Source organism: Paenibacillus sp. RS8, from assembly GCF_041956825.1.
Taxonomy (GTDB): domain Bacteria; phylum Bacillota; class Bacilli; order Paenibacillales; family Paenibacillaceae; genus Paenibacillus_AQ.
The window spans coordinates 1,978,574-2,003,135 of sequence record NZ_CP168131.1 but is presented as its reverse complement, the minus strand read 5'-3'; the positions used below and the strand labels follow the sequence as shown (position 1 = coordinate 2,003,135).

Here is a 24,562-nt window from a genome sequence, read left to right as displayed (position 1 = left end):
CATTTGTTCAAGCTATTATTAATCGAAGACGACACGACACTGTTTAATGAGATTAAAGAGCGACTTACGCAGTGGTCTTATGATGTGTACGGCATTCAAGATTTCAGCAATGTCACGCAGGAATTTATAGAGATCAAACCTGATTTAGTTATCATCGACATCCAATTACCTAAATTCGATGGATTTCATTGGTGCCGAATGATTCGCTCCCACTCCAACCTTCCGATTATCTTCTTATCTTCCCGTGATCATCCTACGGATATGGTGATGTCGATGCAGCTTGGAGCCGATGACTATATACAAAAGCCCTTCCATTTCGATGTACTCATTGCCAAAGTACAAGCGATTCTTCGGCGTGTCTACAATTACAACACAGATAACATCGAACTCAAGACATGGTGTGGAGCAACCGTGGATTATGAGAGAAATCTATTGACCCATAACCTGGGATCGATTGAGCTTACGAAAAATGAGATTTTTATATTAAAATTGCTTATTGAGAAAAAGAATAAAATCGTCACCCGCGAGGAATTAATCAATAGCCTTTGGGATGATAAACGTTTTATTAGTGACAACACCCTTACCGTCAACGTAAATCGGCTTCGAAAGAAGCTGGATGAGCTTGGATTAGGTGTTTTCATTGAGACGAAGGTGGGACAAGGGTATATGGCCATCGAAGAGGAAGCACTATGATTAAAAAGTATCTCTTGGAAAGAATCAGCTGGATTATACTAGTTCTCTTTACCAATCTATTTATACTCTTTGTTACCTATATGGATCCATCCATCCCACTCTCTTCGGTTCTCTATGTGATCTCTTTATCGATGTTTTTTTTCCTGATGTTCTTAATCCTTCGCTATCCCAGAGAAACCAGGTTTTATAAAAGCTTAGCTGAGCGGGATGATGATCTGGATGTAACAAGTATCGCTACCCCCGAAAGCCCGTTTGAGAAAATTATTGAAGAGAGCATCACCAATCAAGCTAAATGTTTAAAACAAGCAGCTTCGAATAATCAGATAACGTTAGAGCAGGAAAAGGATGAACTGTTGTCTTGGATTCACGAGGTGAAAACCCCTCTGACAGCGATGCATCTAATGATTGAGCGTATGGAAGATGAAGGAATGAAGAAAAATCTGACCTATGAATGGCTGCGTATTCACCTTCTGCTGGACCAACAGCTTCATCAAAGGCGAATTCCTTTTATCGAGAATGATTTATATATAGAACATATCGATTTAGAAACGCTAATTTTCGGGGAGATCAAGACGCTGCAATCCTGGTGTATTCAGAAGGGCATTGGCTTTGAACTGAACTTGGAGGTAGCTGAAGTGCTTAGTGATGCCAAATGGCTAGCTTTTATCCTCCGACAACTCCTAACCAACGCTGTAAAATATAGCGAAGCATCAGATATTACAGTGAACAGCTATCAGCAAGATGAGCATATCGTTCTTGAGGTGAAGGATGGTGGGCGCGGAATAGATCCCAAAGATCTGCCTCGCATATTTGATAGAGGATTTACTTCCACAACGGTACATCGTGACAATGCCGCCACAGGCATGGGATTATATTTAGCTAAAAAAGCAGCCCAATCCTTGTTGATCGTTATCGGAGTTGAGTCGAGGCTCGGATTAGGAACGACATTCACTTTAACCTTCCCGCTCAAAAATGAATTCGTGAAGCTCTCAAGCGTGTGACAACAATGTCACATGCTTTTTTATTTTGTTCGGGCAATCGAAGGATAAGAACGGTAAAGCCTTTTATAATAAAGCTTATAGAAAAGGGGAGTGAATCATTATGGCAATTCTAGAAGCCACTAAAATTCATAAAAGCTACGGTAACAAATTAAACAAACAATCCGTGCTGAGCGGCTTAGATATTTCAATAGAGGAAGGCGAGTTTGTCGGTATTATGGGCTCTTCCGGTTCAGGAAAGACCACACTGCTTAACGTTCTTTCGTCAATTGACCAGATCAGCAACGGATCGATTACCATCGAGGGTAATGAAATTTCTAATATGAAAGAAAAGCAATTAGCTGAATTTCGGAAGAATCATTTAGGCTTTATTTTTCAAGAGTACAATCTCTTGGACACGCTGACGGTGAAGGAGAACATCCTCTTACCGCTATCCATTACCAAAACACCCAAGAAAATCGCCAATGAGAAATTTGAAAACGTCGCGCGGGAACTGGGGATTTTAGAGTTAAAGAATAAGTACCCGAATGAAATTTCCGGGGGTCAAAAACAACGTACCTCTGCAGCTCGGGCCTTCATTCATGATCCAAGCATTATTTTTGCTGACGAGCCTACGGGAGCTTTGGATTCTAAATCTGCTTCTGATTTGTTAAACAAGCTGAGTGAACTCAATCAAAGACGGAAAGCAACAATCGTTATGGTTACACATGATCCGGTGGCAGCGAGTTATTGCAGCAGAGTTATTTTTATAAAGGACGGTACGATCTATACGCAGTTGAATAAAGGGGAACAATCAAGACAAGTGTTCTTCAACGATATCATAAAAACACAAGGTGTATTAGGCGGTGTGCAGAATGAGCATTAATGTACTGATGCTTCGAAATCTGCGAAAAAACATCAGAAATTACTACCTGTATGTGTTTGCTCTCGTTTTTAGCGTGGCCTTATATTTCGCCTTTGTTACGTTGCAATACGATCCTTCAATGGATGCGGTAGAAGGCTCGGTCAAGGGTGGCGCAGCAATTAAGGCTGCCTCGGTCTTACTGGTCGCAATTGTATCCATTTTCCTGTTATATGCTAACACCATCTTCATCAAACGCCGGGGGAAAGAAATTGGCCTGTTCCAATTAATCGGGATGACCAAGGGTAAAATATTTCGAATTCTTTCGGCAGAGAACTTCATTCTATATTTCGGATCTTTAGTTCTAGGGATCGCCGTAGGCTTTTCTGTTTCAAAGTTAATTCTCATGATTCTTTTTAAAACGATAGGGGTCGATGCGATAGCCTCCCTTCGTTTTTCTGCTCCAGCCCTGATTCAAACGCTGATTGTATTCTTTGTAATCTATCTCTTAATCATGCTGATGAATTATAGCTTTATTAAAAGACAGAGCATTTTATCCTTATTCCGGGTGACCTCAACCACAGAAGGCAATGTGAAAAAGCTGTCTATCTTTGAAATGATTATAGGGATCGCTGGGATTGGATTGATTCTGCTTGGCTATTCGATTTCATCTCGATTGTTTAGCGGAGACTTAACATCAATGACTGAGCTATCTATAGCCATGATCACTATTCTGGCTTCAGTTATCATTGGGACTTATCTTTTTTATAAAGGCTCTGTAAGCTTTATCTTTCATCTCATTCGCAAAAAGAAAAACGGGTATCTGAATATTAAAGAGGTGTTGTCACTCTCCTCCATTATGTTCCGAATGAAATCAAATGCCGTATTACTGACCGTCATTACAACGGTATCAGCACTGGCGCTAGGTTTATTATCCTTGAGCTACATTTCGTTCTACTCTGCTGAGAAAAGTGCGAAGCTCTATGTTCCGTCAGATTTTATTCTTACGGATATCCAGGAGGCTGAACAATTTAAAGAGGCATTAACGGCTGAAAATTTGATGTTTACAGAAAAAATAACCGAAGTCATTCAGGTAGATGTAAATGTGGAGAAACTACTAGGTAACAATCCCCAGGCAATCGGTATGATGTCGAAGAATATGACTCTCCCTGTCATTAGTGAAAATTCTCTTGAGGGCATTGATCTATCCCCGGATGAGGCCTATTTTACGAAGACAAGTAGTGCAATGGAGAATCTAATTAGTATGAAAGACAAAGGTGATATTGAACTCAAGGGACAACATGAAGTCATTCCGCAGTTTTATAAAAGAATTGATATCGAAGCCCCCGTTTTATTCTATTTCACGGGTGGCGGCTTACCCCTTGCTATTGTAGACGACACGACCTTTGAACGCTTAAAGAAGGATCTAGATCCAGCCCTTCAAAAAAAGTCCTCTCTTAATATCAGCATCGATATGAAGGACCGGTCAAGCGTTGAACATGCTAATGAGCTTTTTCAGAACATGAAATTTAAAAAAGACAGCAAATACGACTCTCAACTGGAGACGAAAAACAATCAAAAGCAAAATATGGGACTTATCATGTTTATCGTTGCCTTTCTGGGGCTAACCTTCCTGATTACCTCCGGATGTATACTTTACTTTAAACAAATGGATGAAAGTGAGAATGAAAAGTCCAATTACACGATCCTGAGAAAGCTTGGTTTTACGCAGGGTGATCTGCTTAAAGGCATTCAGGCGAAACAATTATTTAATTTTGGGATTCCATTAGTTATTGGATTGCTTCACAGCTACTTCGCCGTAAAATCAGGATGGTTCTTCTTCGGTACAGAGCTTATGACGCCGATGATTCTGGTGATGCTGCTATACACCGCCTTATATTCGATTTTTGCAGTGCTATCCGTGTTCTATTATAAAAAAGTGATTAAAGAGTCGCTTTAAAACAAAGAGGGTATTCCAAAAGCCATTATGGCTTAGGAGCACCCTTTTTGTTTTATTTTAAGATGATTTCCTATCTTCATATTCCATTCTAGTTAACCCGTAGAAGACTAGATCCTCGAATTTATCCCATTTTAAAATATGCCGTTTAAATTCCCCTTCAAATCTCATTCCAGATTTTTTCATAACATTGGAGGACGCAGGATTTCTAGTCATTGCCGCTGCCCATATTTTATTTAATAGCAGGTCTTCAAATCCGAAATCAATCAGTTTCTTAGCTGCTTCAGTCGCATAACCATTTCCCCAAAAAGGTTCTCCTACCCAATAAGCAAGCTCACCTCTTTTATGCGATTTGTCTATATTTAGACTCATACAACCTATTAGGGTGTTGCTCTCTTTACCAATTAAAGCAAAAGGAAATCCATCCCCCTCGTCTGCTCTCTTCTTACAGGCACTAATCCAAGATTCAGCCGCTCCATCTGGATATGGATGGGGAATGGACAATGTTGTTCTAGCTACTTCCATATTCCCAGCAAGCTCTTGAACGTCACTTGCATCTGTGGATTGAAACGGTCTTAGCATTAACCTTTGTGTTTCAAATGTAGGTTGCATAGAAGGTACCTCTCACTATTGGATTTTCAATAGATTATATTACAATTACTGGATTTTGCAATGCATAACTCAGCTATTTACAATCCCTAATACGAATCCATCATACCCTTTACTTCCCACCGTCTGAATGGCAGTAGCCGATATCCTAGGTTCTTCTGCTAACAGATCATAAAATTGCCGTACACCTACTACACGAGGATCTTTGCTATTCTTGTTAATGACCTCGCCTTCACGTATTACATTATCCCCTATAATCACCGTTCCAGGGTGGGAGAAGTGAAGCGCCCATTGTAAATAGTTAGGATTATTCGGCTTATCTGCATCAATGAATATAAAGTCAAAGGGTTCCACACCCTCTTGTTTCATCTGAGACAATTGCCCCAAAGCATCACCTATACGAAGTTCTATCAGTTCATCTACTTGAGCAAGCTCGAAATTGGTCCCAGCCACCTGAGCATGCGATGGATCTAGCTCCAAAGTAACGATATGTCCGTCAGACGGGAGGGCTCTTGCCATCCAAATCGTGCTATACCCACCTAAGGTGCCAATCTCTAGAATCCGGCGCGCACCTTTCATTTGAACCAATAGGTTAAGAAATTTGCCCTGACTAGGTGAAACATCAAAAGGTGGTAGGCCTGCCTGCTGATTGGCGAACAATACTTCCTCCAGCACGGAGTCCTGTGGAATTAGACGCTCTGTAATATATTGATCAACTTTATCCCATGTAGTCGTTTGATTCATATTTATCACTTCTCCTTTGAATTAAAATTTTCATTTCCACAATTAGGGTTCGATCGTAACTACGAGGAGTGTTTGGACTTCCGGTCGCTGTTGTCTCCAGATTTCCTTTATATAACCAATACTAGAGGTTGAAATCCGGAGACAAAGGCGAACGCTACGCTCCTACAGTTCCAAACCCCCTCTTCGTTACTCCTTTCCCTAACTAATAATTCACATTCAACTTCAACTTCAACTTTATACCTGTATTGTAAATCAGTTATAATCATAAATATAATATATCTTTAAACCTAAATCATATTTTATATATATGAATTGAATGATGGAGGCTTAACCATGAATCTACACGCTTTGCGCTTATTCCATGTGATCGCATCAATGGGCAGTGTGACACGCGCCTCAGAAACTTTAAATATCAGTCAGCCTGCGATTACGGCTCAGATCAAAAAATTCGAAAAGGAACTATCCTTCGCCCTATTTAAGCCTCAAGGCAGAGGAATTGCTTTAACAGATGCGGGTGAAGAGCTTGCCCTACTCGCGAAAAGACTGTTCGCCGTTGAACAGCAGATCGAACAATTTGCTCAAGATTACGTAAACGGCACGAATGGAAGTATTCGTCTAGCCGCGACGTATTTGCCCGCTCACTTCCTTATCCCTACCTGGATTGCAAAGTTCAAACAACAATATGAGCAAGTGGAAATGGTGATTACTACCACCAATTCAAGCGATGCTCTGAAGCAGTTGTTAAATGTAGACGTGGATATGGCGATTTACGGGGGAATTGCTGAGGCCTATCCAGATACGATCCAGACTGAGGAGTTATTTCAGGATGAGCTATGGTTTGTAGTTGCGCCAGATCACCCTTATGCGAATCAGCAAATTTCTTTATCCGAAATGATGAAGGAGTCTTTTGTCATGCGTGAGGAAGGGAGTTCGACACGAGAGCGACTCTTATCCTTATGCCGTACATACAATACGCCCGCGCCCACAATCTCTTTACAATTTAATGGACTTCATGAAGCGATCAAAGCGGTTATTGCCGGATATGGCGCCAACTTCGTCTCTTCGCTCGTTGTACGCGAATATGTAGAACGTGGAGAATTATGCCGAGTTTATGTCGAAGGAATACATCTGAAGAATAGTATTGCGATCTGTACGCGGAAAAATGAACCCTTATCCGCTTCTGCGGACAATCTTATTCAGATGATCCGCCAAAATCCTTATACGATGTAGCAGTTTTTTTAAAAAAACTGCTCTCTAGGCTGAATATATTCAGCCCGGAAAGCAGTCTCTTTAATTCAGCCTTATGCTTGTTTCTTCTCTGTCAAATAGTACAGGAAGGCCAAGATCGGCAGCGCCAGACCGATCAAGCTGGTCAGACTCCAACCTCCGTACGCATATGCCCAGCCGCCCAGCGAGGAGCCGATGGCTCCGCCTACGAAAAATATCGCCATAAACAATCCGTTCAAACGCCCTCTCGCCTCATTGCCAAGAGAATAAATCGCCCTTTGTCCAAGCACTAGATTACCCGATACCCCCATATCCAGCATAATAGCTGCGGCAACCAGCAGTCCGAGCGTCACTCTTGAATCATTCTGAAACAGATAAGCCAGTAAAAAAGCCGCAGCCGCCAACACAAATGCAAGACCGGTCAACGGCCGGGTCCAGCCACGGTCAGCTAACCTCCCGGCGATAGGAGAGGCAATTGCTCCAGCCACTCCGGCCAGTGCAAACAAGGCGATGCCTTGCTGACTTAAATGATACGTATCGGCCAGATGCAAAGAGACCGTCGTCCAGAATAGGCTGAAGGCTCCGAACAGGCTAGCCTGATAAATCGCCCGACGACGCAGCACCGGTGTATTCTTCAGCAAAGTTCCCAGAGAACGTACCAGTTCACCATAATTCATTGTAGGCTCAGGTTGGCGCTGCGGCAGTACACGGGACAACAGAAGTGTCAACAAGGCGATCACTACCGCCGATATGGCATAAATCGCATGCCAGCCCCACAATCCAGAGACAAAGCTGGCCAGCGGCCGGGCGAACATAATACCGAGCAGCAAACCACTCATAACATTACCGACTACCCGGCCGCGCTGCTCTTCAGCAGCCAAAAAAGACGCATACGGCACAAGAATCTGCGCGGCTACAGAACCGAGTCCAATGAACAGGGACGCTCCCAGAAAGATCGCTGCATTAGGAGCTATCGTAGCCGCTATCAGCGACACCACCACCACAGCCAGAGACGCCACTGTCAGGCGGCGGTTTTCAATAATATCGCTAAGCGGTACTACGAACAAGAGACCAATTACATAACCTACCTGGGTCAAAGTCACAATCAGACCTGCTGCACCGGATGAAAGATGCGTAGCTTGGGCAATCTGTCCGATCAGGGTTTGGGCGTAATACAGATTGGCTACAATAAGTCCGCAGGAGGCCGCCAATAAAAATGTAATCCATCCAGGGATTGTCTTTCTTTCCGAATGTTCCTTTGCCGGTTTTACCGAATTTACTGAACCTACCGAACTTACCCGATTCATACTACTGCCTTGATGCATAAGATCTCCACCCTTCGATTTTAAATACTGAACGTACCGTTCATTAATTGATTTAAATATATACTGAACGTTCAGTTTTGTAAATAGGCGATTGGCTACTTCGTTTAACCTTTTGTATAATGAACGTATAGTTTCTTTTCAGATCGCAACTTAAATAAAGGATAGATTAATCGGGAGGGATCTCTGATGGATAAAAAAAGAGGACGGCCGCGCAATAGCGAAGCCGAGGCTTCTATTCTGGCAGCATCGTATGATCTACTACTAGAGACTGGATTTGGTGCGGTGACCGTAGAGAAAATCGCGGAACGGGCCAAGGTAAGTAAAGCGACCATTTATAAATGGTGGCCTAACAAAGCAGCTGTGGTCATGGACGGCTACCTCTCTGCAGCATCCGCAAGATTGCCAGTGCCAGACACCGGTTCGGTCATGGACGATATTATGATACATGCCACAAACCTGGCTAATTTTCTTCGCAGCCGAGAAGGAAAGATCATTACCGAGTTGATCGGCGAAGGTCAATTTGATGCCGGCCTTGCTGAGGCCTATCGTGCGAGGTTTTTCGCTCCCCGTCGCCAAGAGGCACGACAGTTGTTGGAGCGTGGGGTGACCCGGGGCCAATTAAAAGTGGGTCTGGATATTGGGATCACGATTGATCTGCTCTATGGACCGATATTTTATCGGCTTTTGATCACAGGGGATGAGCTGAACGAAGCTTTTGTGAAATATTTGATCACCTCTGCCTTTGAGGGCATCAAAGCATAACAAGCATAAACGTCTTTGGCGAAACTTATACTTTCTTATATTTTAAAAAGCCATCCTTTGCAGGATGGCTTATCACTTTTATTTTACACCGTTCGATCTAAATTAACTTCAAACATGTCTCCAGTTACATAATCCATATACCTCGTATTCCCATCGTAATCCAAATAAGCTTGATAGCGGGTACGAATAGCGGGTTGTGTAATCCAATCCAGCACTTTCTCTTTTGCCACCCACATTACTTCAGAGGTTTCCTCCGAGGTACATAATTCCCCACCCACGGGCTTGCAGATAAAATCAAACATGACCTTAGTAGGAACATCCGTCACACCGTCATACCATTTATGGATACCTGTATTCGAATACACACCAACCAATTGAGAAACCGTGACATCTATTCCACTTTCCTCTTTAATCTCTCGAACTAATGCATCGATTAGGTTCTCTCTGACCTCTACTTGTCCACCAGGAAATACCCAGCCACCATCATGAGTCTTTACTAAAAGGATATCTCCTTGCTCATTTTCTGCGAATCCACCTACCGCTACAATATGTGTTGGCCATGCCATAGATCGCACCTCTTTTTTTAGAAGATGTTAACAATTTAATCAGCATCTGTAAACGATATTTTTCTACTCCATAACGCTTTAAAAGCTTCACAATGCTCTATCAAATCATCAAACTTCCCTTCACCCACAACCGAACCGTGATCCACTACCAGTATCTTATCAACGTCTTTTATGAAATTTAATCGGTGGGCAACAATGATGATGGTTTTGTCCTTAAATTCCTCCAAAATCGTCTCCATGAGACTTTGCTCCGTGATATTATCAAGTGCCGACACCGGCTCATCCAGAATTAGAACATTTCTTTTTTGGGCGATGATTCTGGCAAAAGCTAATCGCTGTCTTTCCCCTCCTGATAATTTAACCCCTTTTTCACCTACCAAAGTATCTAAACGATCCGGCAATTGGCTTATTTTTTCCTGCAGATGAACTTTTCCCAAAATCTCATAGAGTTCTTCATCGGATAAGGTATGCTCATCAAATACAATATTGTCCCTGATTGTGGCATCAAAAATCGGTGTGTCCTGTGATAAGTAAGAGATATGATCATAGTAGCTATCCAGATGGATCTCATCGATATCCTTACCGTCCAATAAGAGTTCACCTTTGTCCTTTTTTAATAATCCTACGATCAATTTTATCAGGGTAGATTTCCCGCCCCCGCTTAACCCGACAATCGCAACAGACATTCCTCGCTCAATCGAAAAGGTTAGTTTATTTAAGATTTTCACTTGCCCATAATCAAAAGATACGTCCCTAAATTCAATATTACCGTGGATCTCTGTGACGACTTCTCCGGACTCCAAGTTTCTATCTTCTGGGGCCTCAATAAATTCCTCAAATCTTCTGTAGGTCACTCTGTTCAGTCTGAAATCTACAAATAGAACATTAAAGATGGCAATCGGCGAGTAAATCTTATCAATAAACATAAACAATGCGACCACAACACCAAGTGAGGTATCACCTGCAACAACGCTTTTTACACCGTAAATCAAGACGACGACCTTAATTACCGTAACAAACAGCTCGAATATCGCGAAAAAAGCTTCGTGGATCATTTGTAGCTGAGCATTCTTATGAATGATAGTGCGTGCGGTCTGGCTTAATTTATCAATCTCTTTCTCATATCGTTTATTCGTTCGGAAGACAACCAATTCCATGAATCCACGGATAGAGAATCTGGACATCTTTTCTTGTTCCTGGAGAATGGTAGCTTTCATCGCATACAGAAATTTCAACAGCAGATTCGTTATTAGAAAGACGACCACGTAGCCGGCTGCAATGACTAACATGATCCTTAAATCATAGAAGCTAATAAAGATTAAACTGAACAGAAGCGTGGGCAATAACTCATGTAATGTTTTAAGGAAAAAAGAATAGATCATGCTGTTTCCAGCCGCTGCCCCGTTCTCGATCACTTTAATCATCTGCCCTGTGCCGATATCCTGATAGGCTTGATAGTCGATTTTGGATATTTTGGATAGTGCAAGTATCTTTAATCTCTCCGTTATACTGTTCGATAAATAAACACTAGGATATTCGTCCACATAATTTAGGATCACGACGCCAGCCAGTAAAACTCCATACACCATGATTAAACTAGATATCTCACTGAAGCTGCTCATCACCGCGGCCTTGTCTAATATTTTTTGAAACACTACAATCCCTAAACTACTCAGCAGCTGAATAGTAAAACCCAATAAAATATAAGCGCATATCCACCACTTTAGGTTAGATAGACTCTTTTTCAACATATCGTTAATCCCCTATCTTTTAATTGAATGCAAAAAAGCCAGGCAAACCCCACCCTCCAACTGTTAAAAACCACCCATAAATAAACGGTTCTCTAAGTTAAATAGGTTAAGTGCCTGACTTTACAAAATGGCTGCCTGGGCACCGTTCAAAGCTCTAGTTCATGTAATCAAAAGGATAGACTACCCCCATGATAGCTGGTACGCGTTTGACCCAGCCCGATAACTAGTTACTTCGAACGATACGGAAAGACATCCATTTCACCTCAATTAAAAGAATTGCCCCTATTATAATTCTATAATCCATATTTTTCAAGAATTACGTTTAACGATACGTAGGCCTGCCACTTGTCCAACCTTATGTCCTTCATGCGAAGCGAACTTGATCGTAATGGCTGATTTGCCACTTGTGATCGACTGCGGAAGCTCGTAACGAATCGTTTCCAGCTTATTCATCTCTTCAGACTCCAGAACACCTAATCCAAGCTGTTTACCATCTGCCGTAATATCGAAGGCCACCGAAGTATCATTCGATTTCAAATAGGTTACTACCAGATCGACTTGTTCTTCTGGCAAGACCTCCATCGTGAAGGAGAACCAGCCATTGATCCAACTGTCGCGATACTTGCGATTGTAAATTTTGCCTAAGCCTACAAATTCGCCTGTGAAGTTATGGTCGCGTTCAGGCTGCATTTCAGCAGGTTGTAACGAATCGACGGTTAGCTGCTCAAGCAGCAGGTTATTCTCCACGGCTTCACGGTATTCAGCTTCTGCCAGCTTCCATTCCTCCGGCGTGAACAAATCCCAATAAACGGAATAACGATGATCATGCATAGGGTAGAATGGACGAAGCTCATGATCCGCCGTATATCCTAAACCCTTCATCCGGAACACATTTTCACTCACATTAGACTGAATGAGGTTGTCCGTTAGCGTCTCGCGATCACCGATTAATACGGAAGCTAGGGCGCGATCGCTGCCTAGCTCTGCATTTATAGCTCCAAAATCACCTGCGAGCACAAGCGGTCCGTAGAGGAAAGCAATTCGGTTCGGATTATCCGGCATAGATTCGATTCTTACCGACATTGGAATATCGTATTCGACAACGTCCCCATCCTGCCATACTCTATCCAGCGTAAGGTAGCTAGATTTGCCTGCCTTCACTTGAATGTCTTCACCGTTTACCCTAACGTTCATGCCTTGCTCAGCCCAGTAAGGGTATCTTAGCTTCAATGTGAATTTAGTCGGTTTCTCTGTGCTGATACGCAGGGTGCCTTGTCCCTCTTCAGGGAACTTGGTCTCTTGCTTCAAACGAATGCCTTGCTCTTTCCAAGTCACTGTTGAAGGTACGTATTGATTCACATACAGCTCATCTGCGCTATGGAAGTAAATCGCCGACCCATACATAGAATGGCTTTCCATGCCTGAACCCACACAGCATGTAAAGCTCTCAAACTGGGAGTTGAACGACTTATGTCCACCCATTTCGAGGGATACAAAATAACACACACGTCCATCTACCGGTTCCTGTGAAGCTAGGATATGGTTATACATTGCACGTTCGTAGTAATCCGCATATGCGGCATAAGCATCCCACTGGAACATATGCTTGGTCAGCTTCAGCATGTTGTAAGTGTTGCACGTCTCACAGGAGCCTTCGCCTAATCGATCATTTAGCTTATCCGGTTCACCGAAATGCTCATTGTAGCTGTTGCCGCCAATCACATAGGAATGATGATTCACAACCCGATCCCAGAAGAAGCGTGAGATACCTGCATAATGCTCCTGTCCTGTTACTTCATATTGTCTTGCTGCTCCAATAATCTTCGGAATCTGAGTATTGGCGTGTCTTCCGGCTAGGGTATCTTTTTCTACGGCTAGATCATTAAGGACTTCACCATGGTAAAAGCTTTCCGCTAAGGCAAGAAAACGATCATCACCGGAATCCTCTGCCAAATCCGTGAGTGCTTCATTCATACCGCCGAATTCACAGCGCAGTACCTCTTGGATCTGATCTTTACTCAGCTCTGCAAAAATATCTTCAAGCCACAGTCCCAGCTTCGTTTCAAGTACTAGCGCCTTCTGATTGTCAGCCAAACGATAAGCATCGCGGAGACCCGCAAATAGCTTATGCATCGTGTACAGCGGTACCCAGCCACCGTTGAGGTCAAAGCCTTGCGAGCGAATGTCGCCTGCCTTCACTTCCTCAAACAGTTCTTTGCTGCGGGGAATCCCGGAGATAAAACCATTGCCATGTGCATTCTGACACTGCTCTAATTCATCTACTACATAATTCACGCGTTGAAGCAGCTCTTCATTCCCTGTAGAAGCATACATCAACGCACATCCAGATAGATAATGTCCTAATGTATGACCGCTAATGCCCTGAGCTTCCCATCCCTCATAATGGGAAGCTTTGGGCGCTAAGCCAGCATACTCGCGAAAACGTGACAATAACCGGTCAGCCTCCAGCTTTAGTAAATAATCCGTATTTAACTCCATCGCATGGAGAAGTGGACCTGACTCTATGCGTACGTCCTTTAGATCAAAAGCTTGCGTCTTCAAAGAAATCTCTCCCTCGCAATCTTGTCAGCGTTATCCGACAAGTGTATATTTGTATCCATAAGATAACATCGGAACGTTGATTTGTCGGTAGATCAGCCATACAAATAGTGGACAAATCCGACTTATTGATTGCTGGGAGGCCCGCATGACCTATTTGAAAATAAATGCAGATGTACCTGTTCATTTTACAGCAGCAGGGGAATTCATCTCAGAAACGCCATGGAAACATGTAGAACGTGCAATGGGCAATTATGAGCTAATCATAGGCGTGAGTGAAACGGTTTATTTAAGTGAGGAGACCAAAAGCTTCGAAGTAGGCCTTGATGAAGCTCTTTTGCTTATGCCTAATCGCACGCATGTCGGCTATAGAGAATCACGACCCGGGGTTAAGTTTTATTGGTTTCATTTCGAGCTGAAAAGCGAGGGGGTATTGCTGAGTGAGGCGGAAATGAAACCGGAGGCAGAAGAAATCTTTTCGCGTACACAGCGCTTATGGTCCGTACATGATCTATATCTACCACAGTTCATAAAGATCGAGCACAGTGACCGGATTCATATCCTGGCGAATCAAATCCTCCATGTGGCCAACTCAGGGTATTTGACCTATTCCAGTGTTAATTATTTGTTGACTTCTCTCTTAATTGAGCTGTCTGAGCATGCGCTTCAGCCGTTCGCCAGTAAGCTAATCCGTGCGCAGCAAGATGTCACCTTTGTCAAAATAGCCGAGTGGACAAGAATACACGCAAGAGAACCTCTTACGGTGACAATCATTGCGGAGAAATTCAATTACAACAAGGATTATTTAGCTCGGCTATTTAAACAACATACCTCGATGGGGCCTTTGGAGTATATTCATTCAATACGTGTGACTAAAGCGAAGGAGCTGCTAACCAGAACCGCCCTCAGCGTGAGGGAAATCGCGACAGAGACGGGGTTCACCGACGATAAATATTTCATGCGCCTCTTCCGAAAATACGAAAACATGACACCGACCCAATATCGTAACGCCTATCATAAGACGTTTATGAATAATGATTGAAGTAAAAAACTGCGGCAGGTTTCACGTTTTGAAAAGAGTTTGTAACAACACTCCGTCAGCGGATCCCCCTCGCCATGGGTTGAAGAAGGGGAAAGCCGATCCTCCGATAGATAATCAGGGAATTCCTCCCTAAAATTCGACCGATTTGTTGAAAAGTATAGATATTACTCCGATTTTAGGGATAAATTCCCTAATTTCATTCTTTTGAAGCAAAAATCAGTATTTTTCAGGGATTTTTTCCGTAATTACTCTCAAGAAAAGAAGCTGAATCTAAGCAACATTAACTACTTTTGAGACAGCCCCTTCTCTAACTTACATTCTCTATATTATTGAATCGTTTGCGAAGACGAATTCCATCTCCAGCGCGGAGTTACGCCTTGCAGATGCACCCCGCCGTACCACTCATCAATCCCTTTCTTCTCGGCCCAATCCTCTTTACCAGACATTACGTTCTCTCCGAACGCTGTTAATACAACTTCACAATTTTGAAATGGCATCCCTGACTCGTTATAACCGGGAAATTCCTTCAAACCACGCATTTGCAGTAACGGGTATGGGTCTTGTGCCATCTGTCTTAGAATATGCCAATATTGCAAATCGCCCATGCCTAGTATATGAAGCTTATCTCCCACATTTTTGAACAACTCGTAAGGGGAGTTAATTCCAGCAAGAATCAGCTCCAAAGTCATCTGTTCCACAATCCCAAGTCCATTATAGGCCGAAGGGAATCGTGATAAATGCGCCACGAAGGCGTCATGTGCAAATGACAGTGCGGACGTATCTTTAGCTAGCAGTTGTTGCAATGATTCTGGATCCGGTGATACAAAAGCTTCCCAGAACGCTCGGCCTACCTCTAGCTCCTTCTCTCCAATTAACTTCCATGTTCCTGATAAAGTCTCCATTTGCTCTACAGATAGTTGTCCAAGTCCTCGAAACAGCTCAATGCCAGGATACTCTCCAATGCACAATAAGCTCAGCTTCGTGGATCCCTGTTTCTGCTTCGAGAACCAATGGAGCAAATAGCACAGCATCGTCTGGTCGAATAGATCATGCTCGAACCATAGCACCACTTCCTCATATTTATGAAAATCAGCTAATATTTTTTCCTGACTCTCACTGCCCTGTATAAATTCCGTCTGCGGAATCCCCATCGTTTGTTCCAAATATTCAGCCCGTATGAAGCGGTTATCCTGTTCCGCAGGCTCTAAAAATACCGGTCCATGAGAATAGACCTCTCTCCAAACTAATACATCACCCTTCACAATTCCCTGACGCAGCTTATCTCCCACTACATCTCCGTTTACAATATGAAGCAAACCTTTTCCTCCTTCGTACAAATGATTAAACACGGAGAGGACATCCGCAACAGGTAGCGCCCCCTTAAGCTTGCGGCGAGCATCAAAGAGTCGTTTCTTCAATACCGGGACAGAAATCCCCAGAAAGTCAGCAATTTCTTGAAGAGAGTATCCCTGAAAATAATATAATTGAACGGCGATCCGCATATTGGATGTCAATGCAGCTATAGACTCGTGAAGCAGTCGCCGTGCTTCTTTTTTCTCAATAATGTCTATCACATTAAATGAAGACTCTCTCGATTCCACTGCTTCATCGTAGGGTAGTGCAGGATGCTGCTTTCTTCGTAGGATACGATAGCATTGCCTTGCCACAATCGCTTTAAACCAGCCTGGAAATGCCTCTACTGCTCGTAATTTATTCAAATTCAGGAAGGCTTCTGTGAAGGCTTCTTGCACAGCATCCTCCGCTAATTGATAATCGTGGAGCTTTTCATATGCAACCGCATTCGCCATTGGTGTAAAATGCCTAACGATCTGTTCAAAAGCTTGACGATCTCCTCGTCTCGCTTCTTCTATATACTGAAGCATACCTTCCCTCGCTCCCTTCTTCCGTATTATATACAAGTGCCAATGAAGTTCCCAAAGGTTACGGATGAGATTAAAAAAGTCAGACGTTATTTATTTTTTCCTATTACATCCTTTGCAACCTCTAAAGCTGAAGAGGTTCGCGGCCAGCCTACATAATAAGCAAGGTGGGTAATGGCCTCCACGATTTCTTCAAGTTGTAATCCGTTCTCTAAAGCCAAGCGCAAATGATAGGGCAGTTGTTCCGTCATGCCCCCCATCACCAAAGCAGAAATCGTAATCATGCTACGATCCCGAAGTGATAATTGCTCCCGTCTCCATAAGTCCCCAAATAACACATTTTCCGAGTAGTCGACGAATGCTGGAGCGAACTCCCCTAACGATTCCCGTACATTTGTGACAATTCTCCGATGCGCCATATTACACCTCCCTAACCGGAGGTTGTAGCATTTGAGCAACACCGTTACCAAACGACCAATCTTCGAATTCCGTGTCGACGAGCACAATGAATATATCTTCTTTTCTGATGTTTAGCGTCATCGATAATTCCTCGGCTAGCCTTGCGTAAAAGCTTTTCTTCTGTTCTGTTGATCTTCCGGATTTTAGCGTAACTTGGATATATATCAGTCCGTCGCTTCGTTCAATATTTAAATAATCTTTACTGTAAAAAAATCCCCCCGCTTTATGCGCATGAAAAACCTGAAACAGATCATCCTCCGGTACATGGAAATGCTGAATTAACGCGCTCATAATCGCTCTACATATTCCTTCTAGCTGATGAATGTCGTATTGTTGCTCCAGATAACTGACTGTAATGAATGGCATTTTAATTCACTCCTTCTTTAGAATTCTTTTATTGTACTCTCAGTATTTTAATTTATATAATTGAATAAGATAATAATCTTAATCAATTATACCGATAGAGGTGACAATCGATGGATCTAAAAGAACTGATGGCTTTTAAGACCATCCTTCAAGAAGGCACTTTCTCACGCGCTGCCGAGAAGTTGAATTATGCGCAGTCTACCATTACCAACCAAATTCAACGACTTGAAAAAGAACTGGGCATACAACTCTTTCACAGAGGCTGGGAAGTAGAACTGACAAGTGCTGGGCAAGTTTTTGCAGCGGAAATCGATAACCTTATTCAACATTGGAACTATGTATCAGAACTCACCAAGGCTTTACAGCATGACGAAATTGGCACACTTCATATCGGAGGCATTGAATCCATGATGGAATCCGTCCTACCGAACGCCTTGCGAAAATTTCATGAGCAAAAACCAAAGATGGCATGTAACTTCATTCAGGGTAACACTGATTCCCTCTCACAACTTGTTCTACAAAGTGAACTGGATTTCGCCATCTGCGGTGAGCCGTCCGACCTGTCTTTCTTTTATTTCGAACCGCTCTATCACGAGAAAATCGCTTTTATAGCAGATGAAAATCATCCTTTAAGCGGACGAGACGATATTTCATTTCGAGAAATTCTTGAATATCCAATTATAGCTGGAGGACGCACTTGCTTATATTACCTTCGGTTAGCTAAGCAATTTTCGAGATTCGAATCAAAGCCCACTTTATCCACCATAAGCCAAATTTCTGCTATTCCTCATTTTGTAAGAAAGAACCCTGGGGTAGGGGTAGTGCTTGATTCGACAGCTTTAATGACAGATATCGTAAAAATAGATGTTGAACTAAGCGAACCGTTCATTCAAGTGGGTATATTGCAGCGGCGCAACCGAGAATATCTAGCAACATCATCTAAAAAACTAATCCTACAGATCATAAAAGAAGAAATTGAGAGGATCAGTAACGCTAATCCTACTCTCCACATTTGAACCACAAGCAACTTCCATATATGATAGCTATATCATTGTTCTCAGGGAGGATTCATAGAAGTGGCAGTATTAATCAACGAACAAATAAGAGCATCCGAAGTAGTCCTTACAGGACTTAGAGGCGAAAAGCTGGGCATCGTCTCCAGAGAAGAGGCGCTGGCCATGGCCAGATCGGCAGGTGCAGATCTGGTATGCACCTCACTGATGAGCAGCCCGCCACCTTGCAGCCTGACCGCAAAGGGCAAAGCAAAAGCTGCCGCGCAGAAGGAAGCCGCTGCAACACGCAAGTCGAATGGTAGTGCAGCATCTAAAGGGGGCAGCAAGGAAAAGGTCAAAGAGCTGCGCTTCACTGCTCATATTGAAGAGCATGATTATGATACGAAGCTTCGCCAAGCGGACAAGCATCTACGCTCCGGTAAGCCAGTGCAATTAGTCGTGAAGGCATCCGGCGCCAAAGAAGCCGCCGCTTCCAAGGCCGTATTGGAGCGACTAGTGACTGACTTGAAGGAAGTTGGAACGAAGGACACTGGTATCCAGACAGGTGGTAAAGGGTCGCAGGTGAAATTAAATCCACGTTGAAGATTGGCCTATACGCTCCAATCATATAGAGCTAGTAAAAAGGCCATCCTCTATGGGATGGCCTTTCACTTCATAGGCAATGTTCTTAATCTTTCAACTTAAACATGATTGCCCATTAATCCCCTCGGGCGATAGTTCATGCCGCCAGCATAAAGGTGTGAGACATCTCCTAGTCCAATACACCTAGGAACTGCAAAGTGCTCGCTGCGCTCTTCGAACAAAATTGTCGTTACCGAGCTTGGCGCTAACCAAAATACGGACCAAGCCAAGGCTAAAGGAATTTGTAATAAATGAGCTAGCCATGCGAGACCAAAGCCACCATGGCATACTACTCCAATCTTTTTGGTAGAAGGCTCAAGGATCCGATACAGGCCATCTTCTCTTTTATAGTGATGTCGCAGCAAGAATTGATCTGAAGCCGCTTGTAATTCGCTGAACCGTAATCTGTATTCCTCTTGCTTCAACCAATGATCTGTTTCATCAGACCATACTCTCTTTCCACTAGATAATTCGCTAATATGTTCTCCGGGACTATCCCATATAGACGCCATTTGTCCATCCAACATAATCTCTGTCCAATCCAGCTCACTAGTCCAAGGTTCTGTCTGAATAACAAGTCCCGTCTCTTTGGCCACATAACTGGCTGTTGTCTGTGCTCTACCCAGTGGTGAAGCATATAATTCATCCAGACCTATAGATGCCATGCGCTTTCCTAGTGCCGCTGCTTCCTGATGCCCAAATTCTGTTAGGCCATCTATGGAATAGTCCGGATCACCATGACGAATAAGAAATATTTGCATAATAATGCCCTGCTCCCCTCAAATCCAGCCTTTTTCCTCTGCTAGTCGTACCGCCTCAATTCGGCTTTTCACTTCCAGCTTATTGAGTATTTCAGAAATATAATTGCGAACTGTGCCATAAGAAAGATGTAGCGAAAAAGCGATCTCTGCCGCCGTTTGCCCTTCACCAGCCAGCTTTAAGATCTCTCGCTCACGTGCTGTAAGTGGATTCTCCTCCCGCAGGCTACCGAAGACTAACTCTGGAGAGACCTCTCGATGTCCAGCCATGACACGACGAATTGATTCGGCTAATTTATCTACTGGCTCGTCCTTTAACAAATACCCTTGTATCCCAGCCTTCACTCCACGCTCGAAATAGCCCGGTCGGGCAAAGGTTGTCAAGATGATAATCTTAGTCGGACAACCCTTCCCCCGCAATATTTCTGCAACCTCCAGCCCGCTCTTGAACGGCATTTCAATGTCCATGAGACATACATCCGGCTGAAGCCTGTCGATTAAAGCTAACGCCTCAGCTCCATCACAAGCCTCTCCGACGACTTCGATATCATCCTCAAGATCCAACAGGGAAGCCATCGCTCCCCGAAGCAGACGTTGATCCTCCGCTATAACGATAGTTATCATGCACTCTCACCTCCTGTTGCTTCCTTAACGATTAGAGGGATCATTACGATCAGCGTAGTTCCCTGACCTTCTTCTGAGCTTAGCGACAGAGAGCCATCAATCAGAGATAGACGCTCTGCCATCCCCTTCATACCATTTCCATCGCTAAGCTCACCACTACATCTCTCACCGTTCTGGAGGCCAATTCCATTGTCCTTAACAGTAATTCGAACTTCTCCGGTGGTCTTCGCCACCCCGATGAAGCATTTATCCGCTCTACTATGCTTCACAATGTTAGTCACCGCTTCTTTGATACAGAGACTGAGAATATTTTGCGTCAGGTCGGATACTCCCTCTAGCGAGATATCCCCTTCCACTTCCAAGGCAATCTCCGCCGTGCGCAGCATTTCCCCGGCTTCTGCCAGTTCTTCTGCTACTGAGATCGCCCGCATTTCCGACACTAGCTCACGCACCTGACGGAGCGCAGCCCGCGAAGTACGCTGAATTTCCCGCGCCTCCTCTTGGGCTCGCTCCGTATTTTTGGTCACCAGCTTCTCTACGAGTTGGCTTTTTAATGTAATCAAGGACAACGTATGCCCGAGCGTATCATGTAAATCACGAGCAATTCGCATCCGTTCCTCACGCTTCACCAGCTCTTTAATCACCTCATTGGCTTGATCCAGCTCTTTCTCCAGCTTCTGATTCCGATTCATGGATCTCACGCCGAACGGACTAATCAACATAATAATGATAAATGGAGCTAAAAATATCATGCTTTCCCACTCCATCTCACGACCCACTAAGACAAGCACAGAAAGTACCATGACTACAAAAGAAGTAAATGCAATTTTGAACCCTTTATTCTCCGTATAGTAAGCTATAAAATTCGCGGTGAAAAAGCCCATGTACAGATTAAAGGGCGTATAAAACAAACTAAGCACCACGATGATCACCATTTGAATCGTTAACCAAACATTAAATACTCCACCCCGAACCCAATACAGCTGGCGATAGCTGATGGCGAACACCGCTATCATCAACCCGCCTAAAATGAGCTTCAATCCAGTCTCCCCACGCAAATTCAGGATGGGCAAAACCAGATAAACAGCCCATACATAAGGGAAAAACCCTTGTTTTTGTGGAAATAACCGAAACTGCGCACGCTCAGCCATTCATTCACACCGCTTCCTGTTTTTTTCGAATATAAACCGATAGTAACATAAAAACTACCAAATATCCGAGCAAAATCAAGACATTACTCCACTGCGGGGCTGAGCCACGTACAATCTCCCACGCCCCATTTCCATAGTTATAAGAAGGTAACCAATGACCAATCTTCTGCATTAATCGTGGCAAAATCTCAATCGGCATCCACATGCCCCCCGCTACAGCAAGCGCCATATAAATCACGTTACTGACTCCACTAGCCGTATCCACCCGTTTCATAGCACCCACAAGCGTACCAATCGCCAAAAACGGAAGGGAACCAATCAGAATCCATAGCCCGCTAAGCACCCATTGACCCGCTGATAAGGAGACACCATTGATTAAATAGCCTGCGGCAAAAATACAAATGACCGAGAACAGGTGCATCATCGTTTGTCCGAACATTTTTCCGAAAAAATAAATTGAACCCGGTAGCGGGGTAATCCGAATAAAGGTGGTCCAGCCTTGTGTTCGCTCTTGCACCAAACGAATGCCAAGCGTCATAATCGCTGAGCCCATTACACTAAAGGTTGCCATCGACATCAAGTAGTGAGCGCGCCACGTCGGGTCATCGTTACCTGTATTGACCACTCGGGTGAAGATGAAGTAGAACATGATGGGCATGAGCAAAGACCAGAACACATAATAGGGATTACGGATGATCCGCAGCATCTCGGCTTTACATTGTACAGTAATTAGTCTCATCTTTAGATAGCCTCCTCTTGGTGCATGGTCAATTGTTCAAAAGCGTCATCCAAACGTCCCTGATCGATTCGGACATCCTTCACAGGAAGTCCAGTCACAAAAATCGCTCGCAGCGCTTCATCCGTATCGTCTGTCGTTACGTGAATTCGACCTTCTTTTTCATAACAATCTTCTATAGCGCTTAGGTCTAGCAAGTTTCTGCGCAATTGGGAGCGATCACCAACTGGCAGGAAAGACAACGAGCGCTTCACAATCCGCGATTTAATCTCATCTGGACTTCCGTCCGCAACTAAATGACCTTTGCTGAACAACAGAATACGATCGGCGATATCTTCGGCTTCCTGCAAATAATGCGTCGTGAACACAATTGTCTTGCCCTGCTCCGCAAGTCCGCGAACCGTATCCCAGAAACGCCGCCGGGAAGTAATATCAAGTCCAACCGTAGGTTCATCGAAAAAGATCAGCTCCGGATCACCCGCCAAGGCCAGCGCGAAGCCTAGACTACGCTTTTGACCGCCTGAAAGCTTCTCGGCATATCTATTCAGATCCGCTGGCGCAAGCCCTGTGGCTTTAATTAGAAATTCCATATCCATCGGCTGTGGATAATAGCTACGGATCAGAGCAATGATCTCCCGAACCTTCAGTCGATCCATTACACTTACCTCCTGCAGCATCGCGCCGGTCTTTTCACGTACCGCTTTATCTTTCGGATGTTGTCCGAAAATTTTCACTGTGCCTTCAGTGGGCTCTAATAGCCCTAATAACATTCCTAATGCCGTTGTTTTGCCTGCTCCGTTCGGTCCAAGAATAGCTGTAATCGAACCCTTGGCAATGTTGAAGCTAATGTGATCTACTGCTTTCTTATCCTTATATAATTTGCTGACGCCATTCATCTCTATAACACTGTCCATTACGTAACCCCTCCGATTCCGAATGCGTTTGATCTATTTCAATCATATGGAAAAAGGGGACCTGACATTAGTATGGACTGTCATTTCTTTAAGATGACAACTGTCACCTTCACAAAAAAAGAAGCTGCCCTATCCATAGTTTTAACTACGAATAGGGCAACCTCTTAAGGAAAAATGCTAATTTACCGCTTAAAGAATCCTTTTTCGATCAGGAATTCCTTCATATGCATTCGTGCTGGCTGTGCCAAGCGTTCTGCCATAATTACTGACCAAGGTGTATCCTTGGCACCATGGGTCCGCTCACGCATATAGTCTGAAGAGACTTGATCGTAAGTCTTGACCTGCTCCACCGTGGTTTCGGCATTGTAGCGATTGCGATGCAGAACAGCCTCTAACGGAAGACGCGGACGCAGGCTTGAGGCTCCATCAGGATATCCCACACACATTCCAAATATCGGGTAAACCAGTTCGGGCAGTCCCAGCAACTCAGAAACCTCCGCGATCCGGTTACGAATTCCACCGATATAAACAATCCCAAGTCCGAGTGATTCCGCAGCTACCGCAGCATTCTGAGCAGCAAGTGCAACATCAACGGTAGCTACAATAAGATTCTCCGCAGAATCTTCATAAGAAGTCTCTCCTTGTAAATGAGGTTTTGTCACCTCACGCAGCCGATACAGATCCGCACACCAGACCAAGAAGACTGGGCACTGTTCTATATAAGCCTGATTACCCGCTAATCCGGCAAACTCTGCTTTTAGAGCCGGGTCAGTCACTGCAATAACACTATAGGCTTGTACACTGCTGGAAGTCGAAGCCATTTGGCCTGCTTCAATAATCGCTGCAAGCTGCTCTTCACTTACTGGCTTATCCTGATACTTGCGGACAGATGCATGATTCATTAATAGAGATATTGTCTCGTTGTTTTCTTGCACAGCGGCCACTCCTTACATAGTTAGGTTTCTC

24 protein-coding genes are annotated in these 24,562 nt (G+C 43.8%); 9 read left to right on the top strand and 15 right to left on the bottom strand.

The window, feature by feature from the left end; all coding sequences use genetic code 11:
• Positions 1 to 3 precede the first annotated feature (3 nt).
• The 4 genes from ACDZ28_RS10235 to ACDZ28_RS10220 all read left to right on the top strand — a co-directional run bounded on the left by ACDZ28_RS10235 (position 4) and on the right by ACDZ28_RS10220 (position 4,492).
• On the top strand, positions 4 to 693 hold the full coding sequence (locus tag ACDZ28_RS10235) for a response regulator transcription factor (protein WP_042123624.1): 690 nt from the start codon (positions 4 to 6) through the stop codon (positions 691 to 693).
• Positions 690 to 1,694, top strand: coding sequence for a sensor histidine kinase (locus tag ACDZ28_RS10230; protein WP_042123621.1), 1,005 nt, complete (start codon positions 690 to 692; stop codon positions 1,692 to 1,694). The genes ACDZ28_RS10235 and ACDZ28_RS10230 overlap by 4 nt, the downstream gene beginning before the upstream one ends.
• A gap of 100 nt (positions 1,695 to 1,794) precedes the next feature.
• Positions 1,795 to 2,556 (top strand): ABC transporter ATP-binding protein, encoded by a 762-nt coding sequence (locus ACDZ28_RS10225; RefSeq protein ID WP_042123619.1) that lies wholly within the window; start codon positions 1,795 to 1,797, stop codon positions 2,554 to 2,556.
• Positions 2,546 to 4,492, top strand: a complete 1,947-nt coding sequence (locus ACDZ28_RS10220) for an FtsX-like permease family protein (RefSeq protein ID WP_375104585.1) — start codon at positions 2,546 to 2,548, stop codon at positions 4,490 to 4,492. Before ACDZ28_RS10225 ends, ACDZ28_RS10220 begins: the two co-directional genes overlap by 11 nt.
• A gap of 57 nt (positions 4,493 to 4,549) precedes the next feature.
• On the opposite strand, the gene ACDZ28_RS10215 is transcribed toward ACDZ28_RS10220, so the two are convergent.
• Complete coding sequence (locus tag ACDZ28_RS10215) at positions 4,550 to 5,101, bottom strand: GNAT family N-acetyltransferase (protein ID WP_042123615.1); 552 nt, start codon at positions 5,099 to 5,101, stop codon at positions 4,550 to 4,552.
• A gap of 69 nt (positions 5,102 to 5,170) precedes the next feature.
• Positions 5,171 to 5,842: an O-methyltransferase gene (locus ACDZ28_RS10210; RefSeq protein ID WP_375104584.1), complete on the bottom strand. Its 672-nt coding sequence runs from the start codon at positions 5,840 to 5,842 to the stop codon at positions 5,171 to 5,173.
• Between the two features lie 333 nt (positions 5,843 to 6,175).
• Between ACDZ28_RS10210 and ACDZ28_RS10205 the strand changes: the two genes are divergently transcribed.
• Complete coding sequence (locus ACDZ28_RS10205; protein WP_042123611.1) at positions 6,176 to 7,072, top strand: LysR family transcriptional regulator; 897 nt, start codon at positions 6,176 to 6,178, stop codon at positions 7,070 to 7,072.
• Between the two features lie 71 nt (positions 7,073 to 7,143).
• Here ACDZ28_RS10205 and ACDZ28_RS10200 read toward each other — a convergent pair whose 3' ends face one another.
• Positions 7,144 to 8,394: an MFS transporter gene (locus ACDZ28_RS10200; RefSeq protein ID WP_375104583.1), complete on the bottom strand. Its 1,251-nt coding sequence runs from the start codon at positions 8,392 to 8,394 to the stop codon at positions 7,144 to 7,146.
• Positions 8,395 to 8,580: 186 nt separating this feature from the next.
• Between ACDZ28_RS10200 and ACDZ28_RS10195 the strand changes: the two genes are divergently transcribed.
• On the top strand, positions 8,581 to 9,156 hold the full coding sequence (locus tag ACDZ28_RS10195) for a TetR/AcrR family transcriptional regulator (RefSeq protein WP_042123609.1): 576 nt from the start codon (positions 8,581 to 8,583) through the stop codon (positions 9,154 to 9,156).
• An 83-nt stretch (positions 9,157 to 9,239) separates the two neighbouring features.
• Here the strand turns inward: ACDZ28_RS10195 and ACDZ28_RS10190 are convergent, their stop codons facing one another.
• The 3 genes from ACDZ28_RS10190 to ACDZ28_RS10180 form a co-directional block, all read right to left on the bottom strand.
• A complete protein-coding gene (locus ACDZ28_RS10190) occupies positions 9,240 to 9,722 on the bottom strand; it encodes an NUDIX hydrolase (protein ID WP_042123607.1) in 483 nt (160 codons plus the stop codon).
• Between the two features lie 35 nt (positions 9,723 to 9,757).
• Positions 9,758 to 11,473 carry an ABC transporter ATP-binding protein gene (locus ACDZ28_RS10185; protein ID WP_375104582.1) on the bottom strand — a complete coding sequence of 572 codons (1,716 nt, stop codon included), beginning with the start codon at positions 11,471 to 11,473 and terminating at the stop codon, positions 9,758 to 9,760.
• Between the two features lie 309 nt (positions 11,474 to 11,782).
• Positions 11,783 to 14,035, bottom strand: a complete 2,253-nt coding sequence (locus tag ACDZ28_RS10180; protein WP_375104581.1) for a beta-L-arabinofuranosidase domain-containing protein — start codon at positions 14,033 to 14,035, stop codon at positions 11,783 to 11,785.
• A 145-nt stretch (positions 14,036 to 14,180) separates the two neighbouring features.
• Between ACDZ28_RS10180 and ACDZ28_RS10175 the strand changes: the two genes are divergently transcribed.
• Positions 14,181 to 15,074, top strand: a complete 894-nt coding sequence (locus tag ACDZ28_RS10175) for a helix-turn-helix transcriptional regulator (protein WP_375104580.1) — start codon at positions 14,181 to 14,183, stop codon at positions 15,072 to 15,074.
• 326 nt (positions 15,075 to 15,400) lie between these two features.
• Here ACDZ28_RS10175 and ACDZ28_RS10170 read toward each other — a convergent pair whose 3' ends face one another.
• The 3 genes from ACDZ28_RS10170 to ACDZ28_RS10160 form a co-directional block, all read right to left on the bottom strand.
• Positions 15,401 to 16,957 (bottom strand): sigma-70 family RNA polymerase sigma factor, encoded by a 1,557-nt coding sequence (locus ACDZ28_RS10170; RefSeq protein ID WP_375104579.1) that lies wholly within the window; start codon positions 16,955 to 16,957, stop codon positions 15,401 to 15,403.
• Between the two features lie 86 nt (positions 16,958 to 17,043).
• Positions 17,044 to 17,373, bottom strand: coding sequence for a carboxymuconolactone decarboxylase family protein (locus tag ACDZ28_RS10165; RefSeq protein ID WP_375104578.1), 330 nt, complete (start codon positions 17,371 to 17,373; stop codon positions 17,044 to 17,046).
• A gap of 1 nt (position 17,374) precedes the next feature.
• The gene (locus ACDZ28_RS10160; protein WP_375104577.1) at positions 17,375 to 17,779 is read right to left on the bottom strand and encodes a tautomerase family protein; all 405 of its coding nucleotides are present in this window, start codon (positions 17,777 to 17,779) and stop codon (positions 17,375 to 17,377) included.
• 110 nt (positions 17,780 to 17,889) lie between these two features.
• Here ACDZ28_RS10160 and ACDZ28_RS10155 point away from each other — a divergent pair, with 110 nt between their 5' ends.
• Positions 17,890 to 18,795, top strand: a complete 906-nt coding sequence (locus ACDZ28_RS10155) for a LysR substrate-binding domain-containing protein (protein ID WP_375104576.1) — start codon at positions 17,890 to 17,892, stop codon at positions 18,793 to 18,795.
• A gap of 60 nt (positions 18,796 to 18,855) precedes the next feature.
• Entirely contained in the window at positions 18,856 to 19,374 is a 519-nt protein-coding gene (gene infC / locus ACDZ28_RS10150) for a translation initiation factor IF-3 (protein WP_375104575.1), read from the top strand.
• Positions 19,375 to 19,472: 98 nt separating this feature from the next.
• Here infC and ACDZ28_RS10145 read toward each other — a convergent pair whose 3' ends face one another.
• The 6 genes from ACDZ28_RS10145 to nfsA all read right to left on the bottom strand — a co-directional run bounded on the left by ACDZ28_RS10145 (position 19,473) and on the right by nfsA (position 24,531).
• The gene (locus tag ACDZ28_RS10145) at positions 19,473 to 20,174 is read right to left on the bottom strand and encodes a histidine phosphatase family protein (RefSeq protein WP_375104574.1); all 702 of its coding nucleotides are present in this window, start codon (positions 20,172 to 20,174) and stop codon (positions 19,473 to 19,475) included.
• 18 nt (positions 20,175 to 20,192) lie between these two features.
• The gene (locus ACDZ28_RS10140; RefSeq protein WP_042123586.1) at positions 20,193 to 20,795 is read right to left on the bottom strand and encodes a response regulator transcription factor; all 603 of its coding nucleotides are present in this window, start codon (positions 20,793 to 20,795) and stop codon (positions 20,193 to 20,195) included.
• The gene (locus tag ACDZ28_RS10135) at positions 20,792 to 21,946 is read right to left on the bottom strand and encodes a sensor histidine kinase (protein ID WP_375104573.1); all 1,155 of its coding nucleotides are present in this window, start codon (positions 21,944 to 21,946) and stop codon (positions 20,792 to 20,794) included. Before ACDZ28_RS10135 ends, ACDZ28_RS10140 begins: the two co-directional genes overlap by 4 nt.
• Before the next feature lie 4 nt (positions 21,947 to 21,950).
• Positions 21,951 to 22,685, bottom strand: coding sequence for an ABC transporter permease (locus ACDZ28_RS10130; RefSeq protein ID WP_076116547.1), 735 nt, complete (start codon positions 22,683 to 22,685; stop codon positions 21,951 to 21,953).
• 2 nt (positions 22,686 to 22,687) lie between these two features.
• Positions 22,688 to 23,596, bottom strand: coding sequence for an ABC transporter ATP-binding protein (locus ACDZ28_RS10125; RefSeq protein ID WP_375104572.1), 909 nt, complete (start codon positions 23,594 to 23,596; stop codon positions 22,688 to 22,690).
• A gap of 182 nt (positions 23,597 to 23,778) precedes the next feature.
• On the bottom strand, positions 23,779 to 24,531 hold the full coding sequence (nfsA, locus tag ACDZ28_RS10120; protein ID WP_375104571.1) for an oxygen-insensitive NADPH nitroreductase: 753 nt from the start codon (positions 24,529 to 24,531) through the stop codon (positions 23,779 to 23,781).
• Positions 24,532 to 24,562 lie beyond the last annotated feature (31 nt).

What these genes read in the sequence shown, in the direction of transcription:
- ACDZ28_RS10230 (WP_042123621.1), top strand. Translation starts at nt 690, where the DNA reads ATGATTAAAAAGTATCTCTTGGAAAGAATCAGCTGGATTATACTAGTT.
- ACDZ28_RS10225 (WP_042123619.1), top strand. Translation starts at nt 1,795, where the DNA reads ATGGCAATTCTAGAAGCCACTAAAATTCATAAAAGCTACGGTAACAAA.
- ACDZ28_RS10220 (WP_375104585.1), top strand. Translation starts at nt 2,546, where the DNA reads ATGAGCATTAATGTACTGATGCTTCGAAATCTGCGAAAAAACATCAGA.
- ACDZ28_RS10215 (WP_042123615.1), bottom strand. Translation starts at nt 5,101, where the DNA reads ATGCAACCTACATTTGAAACACAAAGGTTAATGCTAAGACCGTTTCAA.
- ACDZ28_RS10210 (WP_375104584.1), bottom strand. Translation starts at nt 5,842, where the DNA reads ATGAATCAAACGACTACATGGGATAAAGTTGATCAATATATTACAGAG.
- ACDZ28_RS10205 (WP_042123611.1), top strand. Translation starts at nt 6,176, where the DNA reads ATGAATCTACACGCTTTGCGCTTATTCCATGTGATCGCATCAATGGGC.
- ACDZ28_RS10200 (WP_375104583.1), bottom strand. Translation starts at nt 8,394, where the DNA reads ATGCATCAAGGCAGTAGTATGAATCGGGTAAGTTCGGTAGGTTCAGTA.
- ACDZ28_RS10195 (WP_042123609.1), top strand. Translation starts at nt 8,581, where the DNA reads ATGGATAAAAAAAGAGGACGGCCGCGCAATAGCGAAGCCGAGGCTTCT.
- ACDZ28_RS10190 (WP_042123607.1), bottom strand. Translation starts at nt 9,722, where the DNA reads ATGGCATGGCCAACACATATTGTAGCGGTAGGTGGATTCGCAGAAAAT.
- ACDZ28_RS10185 (WP_375104582.1), bottom strand. Translation starts at nt 11,473, where the DNA reads ATGTTGAAAAAGAGTCTATCTAACCTAAAGTGGTGGATATGCGCTTAT.
- ACDZ28_RS10175 (WP_375104580.1), top strand. Translation starts at nt 14,181, where the DNA reads ATGACCTATTTGAAAATAAATGCAGATGTACCTGTTCATTTTACAGCA.
- ACDZ28_RS10170 (WP_375104579.1), bottom strand. Translation starts at nt 16,957, where the DNA reads ATGCTTCAGTATATAGAAGAAGCGAGACGAGGAGATCGTCAAGCTTTT.
- ACDZ28_RS10165 (WP_375104578.1), bottom strand. Translation starts at nt 17,373, where the DNA reads ATGGCGCATCGGAGAATTGTCACAAATGTACGGGAATCGTTAGGGGAG.
- ACDZ28_RS10160 (WP_375104577.1), bottom strand. Translation starts at nt 17,779, where the DNA reads ATGCCATTCATTACAGTCAGTTATCTGGAGCAACAATACGACATTCAT.
- ACDZ28_RS10155 (WP_375104576.1), top strand. Translation starts at nt 17,890, where the DNA reads ATGGATCTAAAAGAACTGATGGCTTTTAAGACCATCCTTCAAGAAGGC.
- ACDZ28_RS10145 (WP_375104574.1), bottom strand. Translation starts at nt 20,174, where the DNA reads ATGCAAATATTTCTTATTCGTCATGGTGATCCGGACTATTCCATAGAT.
- ACDZ28_RS10140 (WP_042123586.1), bottom strand. Translation starts at nt 20,795, where the DNA reads ATGATAACTATCGTTATAGCGGAGGATCAACGTCTGCTTCGGGGAGCG.
- ACDZ28_RS10135 (WP_375104573.1), bottom strand. Translation starts at nt 21,946, where the DNA reads ATGGCTGAGCGTGCGCAGTTTCGGTTATTTCCACAAAAACAAGGGTTT.
- ACDZ28_RS10130 (WP_076116547.1), bottom strand. Translation starts at nt 22,685, where the DNA reads ATGAGACTAATTACTGTACAATGTAAAGCCGAGATGCTGCGGATCATC.
- ACDZ28_RS10125 (WP_375104572.1), bottom strand. Translation starts at nt 23,596, where the DNA reads ATGGACAGTGTTATAGAGATGAATGGCGTCAGCAAATTATATAAGGAT.